This is a genomic window from Nonomuraea mesophila (assembly GCF_004352805.1).
Taxonomy (GTDB): Bacteria; Actinomycetota; Actinomycetes; order Streptosporangiales; family Streptosporangiaceae; genus Nonomuraea; species Nonomuraea longispora.
In genome coordinates, this window is sequence record NZ_SMLD01000245.1 from 1 (window position 1) to 10716 (window position 10716).

General features: G+C 71.2%; 4 protein-coding genes. All 4 read right to left on the reverse strand.

What is annotated here, in order from left to right:
* Positions 1-1715 (reverse strand): condensation domain-containing protein (locus E1295_RS44755; protein ID WP_246081156.1); only part of this gene is annotated, 1715 nt, incomplete at its 3' end.
* Between the two features lie 158 nt (positions 1716-1873).
* On the reverse strand, positions 1874-4957 hold the full coding sequence (locus tag E1295_RS44760) for a non-ribosomal peptide synthetase (protein WP_166427728.1): 3084 nt from the start codon (positions 4955-4957) through the stop codon (positions 1874-1876).
* Between the two features lie 2 nt (positions 4958-4959).
* A complete protein-coding gene (locus E1295_RS44765) occupies positions 4960-5781 on the reverse strand; it encodes a hypothetical protein (RefSeq protein ID WP_132640937.1) in 822 nt (273 codons plus the stop codon).
* A 15-nt stretch (positions 5782-5796) separates the two neighbouring features.
* Positions 5797-10716 (reverse strand): type I polyketide synthase (locus E1295_RS44770; protein ID WP_132640939.1); only part of this gene is annotated, 4920 nt, incomplete at its 5' end.

Sequence of the window (10716 nt, forward strand, 5' to 3'; positions counted from 1 at the left end):
GCCACCCCCAACGCCCGATCCGCCAACTCCCCATACGACACAGAACCACCGTCGTAAAGCAGCGCCACCCGGCCAGGCTCGCGCTCCGCGCGAGCGAAGAACCCGCCGTGCAACACCCCATCCGGCACCGGACCAGCCGTAGCATTCACCTGCTCCCGCACCATCTCCTGAGCGGCAGGCAGGAGACCAGGCACCTCAGCCGACCAATCACCCTCCGCCAACCACTCCAGCAACCCCCCATACGCCCCGAACATCGCATCCAACACCCCAGGCGCGAACAACTCCTCCACCGCGTCCCACGCCAGGTGCAGGCCGTGGTCGTACTCGTTGATCTGGTGGTCGAGCCAGACCTGCGGGGTCTGCGTGATCATCCAGCCGGGCTCGCCGAACGCCTCGCGCACCTCGGGCACGATCAGTTCGGTCCCCAGGTTGCAGGCGAACACGACGGGCGCGCCGGTGTGTTCCCCGTTGCGGGCCAGGTCCCTGAGCACCTCGACGCCGGAATATCCGGTGTGCCGGGCGTCGGCGCGGAAGCGGGACTGAAGGGTCCTGGCGCGCTCGGCGAACGGCTGCGGCTCCGACAGGTCGGCGGCGACCAGGATCAGGTTCGTGAAGTCGGCGACCAGGTGGGCGACGTCGGGGTGCACGGTGTCGTCCCGGTCGAACAGCGGCAGGTTGAGCAGGAAGCGGGGTTCGCCGCTCCACGCGGCCAGCACCTCGCAGTAGGCGGCGGCGAGCACCATGGCGGGGGTGAGCCCGTGCACGCGGGCCTGCTCCTGGATGCGCTGCCACGCGCCGGTCGACAGCCACCTCTCGCGGCGGACGAACCTGGGCCTGGTGATCGTGGCCGGCTCGGTCGCGAGCGGGAGTTGCGGCGCGCCGGGCAGTTCGTCCAGCCGGCCGCGCCAGTACTCCTGGTCGCGGGCACGCCGGGCCGCCCGCTCCTCGCCCCTGGCGGCGAGGTAGCGGGGGAACGAGCAGGCCAGGGCCGGCATGGGCGTGCCGGGCTCCAGGTAGAGCCGGGCCAGGTCCTTCAGCAGGATCTGCAGGCCGAGCACGTCGGCGACGAGGAAGTCCACCTCGAAGTGCACCCTCGACCGGCCGTCCGGCAGCAGCGACAGCCGCACGTCGAACACCTCGCCGCGGGAGGCGTCGAAGCGGCGGTGCGACAGCAGTTCCCTGATGTGCTCCGCGGCGTCGTCGCCGAGCTCCGACAGGTCGTGCACGGTCAGGCCCGGCCACGGGCTGGTGTCCATGATCTGCTGGGTGCCGTCGTCGTGGAAGACGGCTCTGAGCATCCCGTGGCGGGCGACGAGAGCGCGTACGGCCTGTTCCAGCCGCTCGGGGTCGACGCCTGAGCCGTCGAACTCCAGGTAGGCGTGGCAGCCGACGCCCCCGATGACCTGACCGTCGCCGCGGCCGATCCAGTAGGCGAGCTGGACGGGGGTGAGCGGGAACGGCGCCGTCTCGTCCACGGCCTGCTCGGGCTCCTGCCGGGGAGCGGCCTCGGCCAGCCGGGAGCGCACCAGCGACCACCAGGCCGCGAGGGTGAACTCCGTCGCCAGCTCGGCGAAGACGATCCTTGCTCCCGCCCGCCGCCACCGCCCGGCCAGCCGCATCGCGCGGAGCGAGTCGAGGCCGAGGCTGATCAGGTCGGCGCCGTCCGTGACCTCGGAGGGGTCGAGGTCGAGCTGGGCCGCGATGTCGGCGCGCATCGATTCCAGGGTCGGTGGCGCGCCGGGGGAACGACCCGGCCGCGCGGACGGAACAGCCCGTACTTCCTCGACTTTCTCCAACACGAGACAACCCGCCTATCCACTAGTGCCGCTTACGTCGTGCCGGCGGCCGGGCGGGGGTGCCCGGCCGCGCCTGGTCAGGAATTCGGGTCGGCGGCCTGCAGCCTGCGGGCGAGACCGGCCGGGGTGGGCTCCTCGAAGATGTCCTTCAGCTTGAGCCGGATCTGGGTCGCCTTCTTGATCTCCTGCAGCAGCTTGACCGCCAGCAGCGAGTGCCCGCCGAGCGCGAAGAAGTGGCTGTCGGGGCCGAGATCGGTACGGTTCAGCATGGCCTTCCAGAGCGCCACGAGGGAGTCGACCAGCGCGTCCCCGGTGCCGGCCGGGAGGTCGGCCTCCTCCGCGGTGGTCTCGGCGGTGCTGCGCAGCTCCATCGCCAGCTTGCGCAGGGCCGGGTAGTCGACCTTGTCGTTGCCGGTCATCGGGAAGGCGTCCACGGCGACGTACTCCTGCGGGGTGGCCGCGTACGGGAGCGACGCGCTGGCGTGCTCCCACAGCTCGCCGGTGACCTCGGGCCGGTCGGGCGCCACCACGAACGCCCACAGCACGGCGTCGGCGCTGGGGTCGCCGACCACCACGACGGCGGCCGCCCGCACGTCCGGGTGCGCCAGCAGCACGCCCTCGACCTCGGCCAGCTCGATGCGGTTGCCGCGCAGCTTGATCTGGCGGTCGAGCCGGCCGAGGATCTCCAGCTTGCCGCCGGAGGTCCACTGGGCCAGGTCGCCCGTGCGGTAGAAGCGGCCGTACACGGGGTGTTCGCCGAACCGTTCCGCGGTCAGCTCCGGCCGGTTGTGGTAGCCGATGGCCACGCCGTCGCCGGCGATGCACAGCTCGCCGCGGGTGCCGACGGGCAGCGGGCGGCCGTCGGGGGCGGCCACGTACACTTTGGTGTTGGCGATGGGCACGCCCACGTCGACGCGGTCCGCGGCCGGGTCGATGCGTCCGGCGGTGGACCAGATCGTGGTCTCCGTGGGGCCGTACACGTTGTAGAGCTCGCAGCCGGTGGCGGCCAGCCGCTTGGCGAGGACGGCGGGCATGGGCTCGCCGCCGCAGAGCACGCGGCAGCCCTCCAGCTCGCCGGCCACCTGGTCCACGACCAGCCGCCAGGTGGTGGGCGTGGCCTGGGCGATGGTGACGTGGTAGCGCCGCAGGGCTTCGGCGAGCGGCTCGCCCTGGGTGCGGGCGTCGTCCGGCGCGATGGCCAGCCGGGCGTCCGCCGTCAGGGGCAGGAACAGCTCCAGCGCGGAGATGTCGAAGCTGAACGTGGTCAGCCAGAGCACGGTGTCGCGCGGCCCCGCCGACAGCTGGTGCGCGAAGTGCGAGATCAGGTTGGCGAGGCTGTAGTGGTCGATCAGGGTGCCCTTGGGGAGCCCGGTCGAGCCGCTGGTGTAGATGAGGTACGCGCAGTCCTCCGGCCTGACGGAGCTGAACGGTGACACCGTCCCGGACACCGGGGTGACCGCGTCGGCGGAGACGAGGGGCAGAACCGTACGCTCGCCGGAGACGGTGATGCCGTCGCCCGCGAGGACCACGGCCGCGCCGGCGTCGTCCAGCTGGTAGTCGAGGCGCTGCTGCGGGTGGTCGGGTTCGAGCGGAAGGTACGCGGCCCCGGCCAGCCACACGCCGAGCGCCGCCGCGGCCAGCTCGGGAGAGCGCCGCGCGAGCAGCGCGACGACGTCGCCCCTGCCCACCCCGGCGGCCTGGAGCGCGTCGCGGGTGGCCTCGGCGGCGGCCCACAACCGGCGCAGGCCGACCTCCCTGTCGCCGTCGACCACGGCCACGACGTCCTCCGGCGGCGCGGCGGACACCTTGCGGGCGATCTTCTCCAGCACGGTCGCGGGCGTCACGGTGTGCTCGGTGGCGTTGGCCATCTCGATGGCCGCGCGGTCCTGGTAGCACCACACGGGGATGTCCGCGAGCGGCTGGTCGGGCTGCTCGGCGAGCGTGACGAGCAGCTCGTCGTAGCGGGACAGCAGCAGCTCCACGTCGGCCCGGTCGAGCACGTCCACGCAGAACGCGGTCCGGATCTTGATGCTGTCCGGGGTGGAGGTGACGAAGAACTCCAGGTCGAACTTGCTGAAGCCGTTCTCGACCACCACCTGCTCGGCGGGCAGGCCGCCCAGCGTGAACCCGGCCGTCAGGTCGGCGGGCACGTAGTTGAACGTGTGCCGGAACAGGTTGTTGCGCCAGCCGTCGCGCGGCACGATCTCCAGCAGGTCGTCCACCGGGTAGCCGGCGTGCGACATGGCCTCCATGAAGGTGCGCCGGGTGTTGCGCGCGTGGGTGCGGAACGTGTTCGCCCAGTGGATGCGCGTGCGCAGGGTGAGCACGTTGATGTGGTAGCCGATCCGGGTGGCGGCCTCCGGGGTGCGCACGCTGACGGGCGAGCCGATGGTGAGGTCGGGTCCTGCGCCGTGGGCGGCCAGCAGCACGCCGTACGCGGCCAGCAGGATGACCGACTCGGGGGCCCGCAGCTCGCGCTGCATGCGCCGGGCCGCGTCGCGGGCGGCGGGCGACAGCTCCCAGTTGAGCACGTCGCCCACGAGGGTCGTCTGGGAGGTCTCGGCCTGCTCGCACCACAGGTCGAGGTCGCCGGCGTGGAAGCCGTCGAGCTTGTCGCGCCAGAACGCGCCGCTGCGCGGGTCGGCGTCCGGCTCCTCCCAGGCCGGTACGACGTCGCGCGCCGGCGACTCGCCCGCCACGAGCGCGTCGTAGACGGTCACGAGCTCGTTCGTCAGCAGCGGCGTCGACAGCCCGTCGAAGATCGCGTGGTGGACGGCCAGGCAGTAGACCTCGCCCCCGTCCTCCTCCAGCACCGCGGCGCGCACCAGCAGCTCGCCGCCCGGCTCGAACGGCCGCGCGACGAACTCCGTCAGCCATTCGCGCGTGGCGTCCCAGGGGGCCTCCTCGAACCGCAGCACGGCCTGCTCGGCGGGCACGACCTCGCGCACCATGCCCTCCGGCTCGACCCTGAACACCGTGCGCAGGATCTCGTGGCGGTGCAGCACGTGGTTGACCGCTTCCAGCAGGAGGTCGCGCCGCGCCCGGCCGGTCACGCGGAACGCCACGGCCAGGTTGTTCACCCCCGCACCGGGGACGAGCTCTTCCAGCAGCCACAGCGCCTGCTCCTTGCGGGTGGGGCGCTGGCCCAGCATCTGCTCCATGATCATCTCTCCAGCAGCTTGGTGACGGCCCTGGCGATCTCGTCGTCGGTGAGCAACACGTCATGGCCCTTGTCGAACCTGAGTTCCTCGGCCACGACGGCGTCGCGGCCGGCCTGGCGCAGCCCGTTCAGGCCGTTCCGGGGGTTGGACGAGCTCACCGCGGTGGCGCGCTGCCACCCCTCCCAGGGATCCAGGTGGTCGGCGTAGGTGAGGAAGGACAGGAAGGCGCTGAACGTGCCCCACATCTCTTCCGAGTACTCCGGGTCGAGCCCGGCTCTTTCGAACGCGCGGTGCCCGACGTCGCGGAACTTCGCGTACAGCTGGGTGGCGTAACCCTCGACCGTGACGCCCTCCTGCTGGAGGGGACGGTCCATGGCCTCGCGGGTCTCGGCGACGTCCTCCTCGTTGAGGATCGAGGAGAGAATGCCGAAGACCTTGCCGAACTGGAAGTAGATGTTCTCCAGGCTGGTCGGCTCGGGGTCGAAGAGGATCAGCCGGGGCGCCTCGCCCTGCTCCTCCTCCAGCAGCTTCACGAGCTCGGCCGCGTAGACGGCGCCGATGCAGTAACCCATGACCGCGTGGACCTTCCGGCCGCTCGCCTTGAGCGGCTCGAACCACGAACGCACATAGGCGGTGCCGTCGATGCCCGCTCCGGGCGCCACGGCGGGCGGAGAGACGTGCCAGAACGTCCCGTCGTAGTCCATCTTCGCCAGCAGGTCGGGAAAGCCCGCCTCCGCCCGGCCGGTCTCCGTGAAGTCGACGCAGAGGACGAGGTTGTCCGAGTCGGATTCTTTGAGCGTCGTCCAAGTGGTAACCAGATTCATGATCATTTCCTTTGACTAGGAACTCCCGCCTTCAAGGGCGAGTTGAATCAGGAGGTCGGCGTCCATGCTGTCGATCTCCTCGGTCCTGCCGTCTGTCTCCTCGTCCTCCGGGCCGGCCAGACGCACGAGGCTGTCCAGCAGCCCGGCCGCACGCAGTCGTTCGATCGGGATGCTCGTCAGGAGCTGGCGCACCTCGGCGTCGCTGCGGGCGTCGGCAGGCTCGGCCGTGCCCGCCGCGACCGCCGGGAAGAGCTGCTCCAGGACGAACCGCGTCAGGTCGTGGGGAGTCGGATAGTCGAAGATCAGCGTGGCGGGCAGGTGCAGCCCGGTGGCCGTGTTGAGCTGGTTGCGCAGCTCCACCGCGGTCAGCGAGTCGAAGCCGAGCTCCTGGAACTGGCGCTGCGGCTCGATCGCCGACTCGTCGGCGAACCCGAGCACCGCGGCCACCTGGCCCCTGACGACCTCGGACAGGGTGGCCTCGATCTTGGCCGGTTCCATCGTGGCGAGCCGTTCCGCGAGCCCCTGGCCCTGCCGCGTACGGCGGGGTTTGCCGCGGTTCCTGGCCTTGGTGAACTTCGCCGGGACCAGCACGGGCCTGCCGGAGCGCACGCCGAGGTCGAAGAGCGCCAGCCCCTCCTCGGGGAACAGCGGCCTGACCCCTGCGCGCTCCATGCGGCGCAGGTCGGCCGCGGACAGCTCGCCCGCCATGCCGCTGGTCGTCCAGAGCCCCCAGGCCAGCGAGGTGGCCGGCAGGCCGTCCGCGTGGCGCTGGTGGGCCAGGGCGTCCAGGTAGGCGTTGGCCGCGGCGTAGTTGGCCTGGCCCGCGCTGCCGAGCACTCCGGCCAGCGAGGAGAACACCACGAACGCCCGCAGGTCACGGTGCCGGGTGAGCTCGTGCAGATGGCGGGCTGCGTCGGCCTTGGGCTTGAGTACGGTGTCCAGGCGTTCGGGGGTGAGGGAGGCGATGACGCCGTCGTCCAGGACGCCGGCCGTGTGCACTACGCCCGCCAGCTCGTCCACGCTCTCCAGCAGGGTGGCGAGGGCATCGCGGTCGGCCACGTCGCAGGCCGCCACGGTGGCTTCGGCGCCCAGCTCGGACAGCTCCGCCACCAGCTCGGGGGCGCCGGGTGCGTCCTGGCCGCGCCTGCTGAGCAGGAGCAGGTTCCTGACGCCGTGCTCGGTGACCAGGTGGCGGGCGACCAGCGCGCCCAGGCCGCCCGTTCCGCCGGTGACCAGGACGGTGCCGTCGGGCCCGAACACCGGCTCGTGCTGCTCCAGGTCCGTCGCGCGGCCCAGCTTCGGCGTCAGGAGCCTGCCGGCCCGCACGGCGATCTGGGACTCGCCGCTCGCCAGCGCCCGGCCGGCCGGCTCGGCGTCCAGATCCTCGGTGTCGGCGTCCAGCAGCACGAGGCGGCCGGGCTGCTCCGACTGCACGGCCCGTACGAGGCCCCACACCGCCGCCTGCGCCGGGTCGGGAACGTCGCCCTCGGCCGCCGCGACGGCCTGGTGGGTGACGATGACCAGCCGCGACGACGCCAGGCGTTCGTCGGCCAGCCAGTCCTGCACCAGGGCGAGGGCCGCGTGGGTCGTGGCGTGCAGGTCCCCGCCCGCGCAGCGGGTCAGAACCGGGACGTCCGCCGGGTCGAGAGAAGCCAGGTCCGGGTGGACCTCCGCCCCCGTACCCAGGTCGTCGGTCCCGAGCACGAGCCACCGGGGAGCGTCCTGCTCGGAGGCGGACGGGGTCTCGGTCCAGTCGAGCTGGTGCAGGGAGGTCGGGTTGCCTGCGGTGAGGTCGGTGGACAGGGCACGCAGGGTCAGTGCGCCGATCTCGGCCACCGGAGCGCCGCTGTCGTCGGCGATGCTCAACACGATGCTGGTGTCGGAGGAGCCTCGGGTGACCTTGACCCGCAGACCCGTCGCCCCGGCCGCGTGCAACTCCACGCCGCTCCAGGCGAACGGCAGATACGGCCTGCCCTCCGCCCTCGGAACCAGGTCGCCCAGCGCGGCGGCATGCAGGGACGCGTCCAGCAACGCCGGATGCAACCCGAACCGGCCCGCCTCCCCATGCCCCTGCTCGGGCAGAGCGATCTCGGCGAACACCGCGTCCTCATGCTGCCAGGCCGCGACCAACCCCTGGAACAAGGGCCCATACTCAAGGCCCATCGCCGCCATGTCGTCGTACAGGTGCTCGACATCGACCGGCCGGGCACCAGCCGGCGGCCACTGCTCCATACCGGCCGTCGGCCTCTCGCCTTCTTCGGACAGGACGCCCTGTGCGTGCAACGTCCACTCGTCCTGACCCGCACGCGAGTACAGGCTCACCTGGCGGCTACCGGCATCGTCGCAGGGCCCCGCCACGAGCTGGATGTCCACGCCCTGCCCGTCCGGCACCAGCAGCGGCGCCTGCATGGTCAGCTCCGCCAGCCGCGGGCAGTCCACTTCCTGACCGGCCCGCAGCGCCAGCTCCACCAGCGCTGCTCCCGGCACCACCACCCGGCCGTCGACCTGGTGATCGACCAGCCACGGCTGCCCGGCCGGCGACAACCGGCCCGAGAAGACCACCGACTCGCCGCCGGCCACCTCGGTCACCGCGCTCCACAACGGGTGCTCGATGGCGCCCAGCCCGGCCGCACCGACGTCCTGCGACTCCAGACTGGCCGGCACCCAGAACCGCTCGTGCTGGAAGGCATACGTGGGCAGATCGACGAGCCGGCCGGGGGTCAGCACCTTCGTCCAGTCCACGGCGATGCCCTGGACGTGCAGCCCACCCAGCGCCTCGATCAGCGCCCGGGTCTCGTCGCGATCCTTGCGCACGGCCGGGACGAACACCGCATCCTCAACACTCTGCTGCGCCAGCCCGGTCAGCACCCCATCCGGGCCGACCTCCAACAAGTGCGTCGCCTCAGCAGCCCTCACCCCATCCGCGAACCGCACCGCCCCACGCACATGCTCAACCCAATAGGCAGGGTCGGTCAGCTGACCCGCCTCAGCCAGACGACCGGTCACATTCGAAACGATCGCCAGACTCGGCTCGTGGAAGGCGATCCCGTCAATCGCCTGCGCGAACTCGGCCAGCATCGGCTCCATCAACGGCGAATGGAAAGCATGCGACACCCGCAACCGCCGAGTACGCACCTGGGCCTGAGCCTCGATCTCCGCGACCGCCGCCTCATCACCCGACACCACCACCGCAGCCGGACCGTTCACCGCCGCGATCCCCACCCGATCCTCACGGCCTTGCAGGAGCGGCAGGACGTCGGCCTCCGCAGCGGCCACCGCCAGCATCGCCCCACCAGAAGGAAGCGCCTGCATCAACCGGGCACGAGCCGCCACCAGCGTGCAGGCGTCCTCCAGCGAGAACACCCCAGCCACATGAGCAGCCGCGATCTCCCCGATCGAATGCCCGACCAGCACATCGGCCCGCACACCCAACGACTCCAGCAACCGATACAGCGCGACCTCGAAAGCGAACAACGCCGGCTGGGTCATCCCCGTCTCATTCAGCACCCCCTCGGGATCACTGAACATCACCTCACGCAACGGATGCGGCAACAACGGCTCGAACCGGGCACAGATCTCATCCAACGCCTCGGCGAACACCGGGAACCTCTCGACGAGGGAAGCTCCCATGCCGACCCGCTGACTCCCCTGACCGGCGAACAACAACGCCAGCTTCCCAACAGGCATGATCGCGACGGGAGCCAGCTCCCGAAGACCCGCCACCAACTCGTCCCGATCAGCACCCACGACCACCGCGCGCTGCTCCAGCACCGCCCGGCCCGTCGCCAGCGACCACGCCGCATCGGCCGGGTCCAGCTCGGGTCGTGCCGTGATCCACGACGCGAGCCGCCCGGCCTGGGCCTCAAGCGCCTCCGGGTTCTTCGCCGACACCAGCAGGGGCACGACCGGCTGCTCGCCGGCGCGTTCCGGCTCCGGCTCCGCGACCGGGCCCTGCTCGATGATCACGTGCGCATTGGTGCCGCTGATCCCGAACGACGACACCGCCGCCCGCCGGGCATGCCCGTTCTCCTGCCACGGCCGCGCCTCGGTCAGCAACTGCACCGCACCCGCCGACCAGTCCACGTGCGGCGACGGCTCGTCAGCGTGCAGGGTCTGGGGAAGCATGCCGTTGCGCAGCGCCATGACCATCTTGATCACACCGCCCACACCGGCTGCGGCCTGGGTGTGGCCGATGTTGGACTTCAGGGAGCCGAGCCAGAGCGGCTGCTCCCGGTCCTGCCCGTACGTCGCGAGGATGGCCTGCGCCTCGATCGGGTCACCGAGCTTCGTGCCGGTGCCGTGCGCCTCGACCGCGTCCACCTCGGCCGGCGACAGACCCGCGTTCGCCAGCGCCTGACGGATCACCCGCTGCTGCGAAGGACCGTTCGGAGCCGTGATCCCGTTACTCGCACCATCCTGATTGACCGCACTACCCCGCACCACGGCCAGGACCCGGTGGCCGTTACGCTCAGCGTCCGACAACCGCTCCACCAACAGCACACCAACGCCCTCACCCCAACCCGTGCCATCAGCACCAGCCGAGAACGCCTTACACCGCCCATCCACCGCCAGCCCACGCTGCCGCGAGAACTCAATGAACATCCCCGGCGTCGACATCACCGTCACACCACCGGCCAACGCCAGATCACACTCACCCGACCGCAACGCCTGCGCCGCCCAATGCAACGCCACCAACGACGACGAACACGCCGTATCCACCGTCACCGCCGGACCCTCAAGCCCCAACGTGTACGACACCCGCCCCGACACCAAACTCCCACCACTGGTATTCGCCGGCGTCCCCAACCCGTAGTCGTGATACATCACACCCGCGAACACACCCGTCCGGCTCCCCCGCAACCCCACCGGACTGATCCCCGCCCGCTCAATCGCCTCCCAGGAGGCCTCCAGCAACAACCGCTGCTGCGGATCCAT

Coding starts and splice junctions, on each gene's coding strand:
- E1295_RS44760 (WP_166427728.1), bottom strand. CDS start 4,957: ATGGAGCAGATGCTGGGCCAGCGCCCCACCCGCAAGGAGCAGGCGCTG.
- E1295_RS44765 (WP_132640937.1), bottom strand. CDS start 5,781: ATGAATCTGGTTACCACTTGGACGACGCTCAAAGAATCCGACTCGGAC.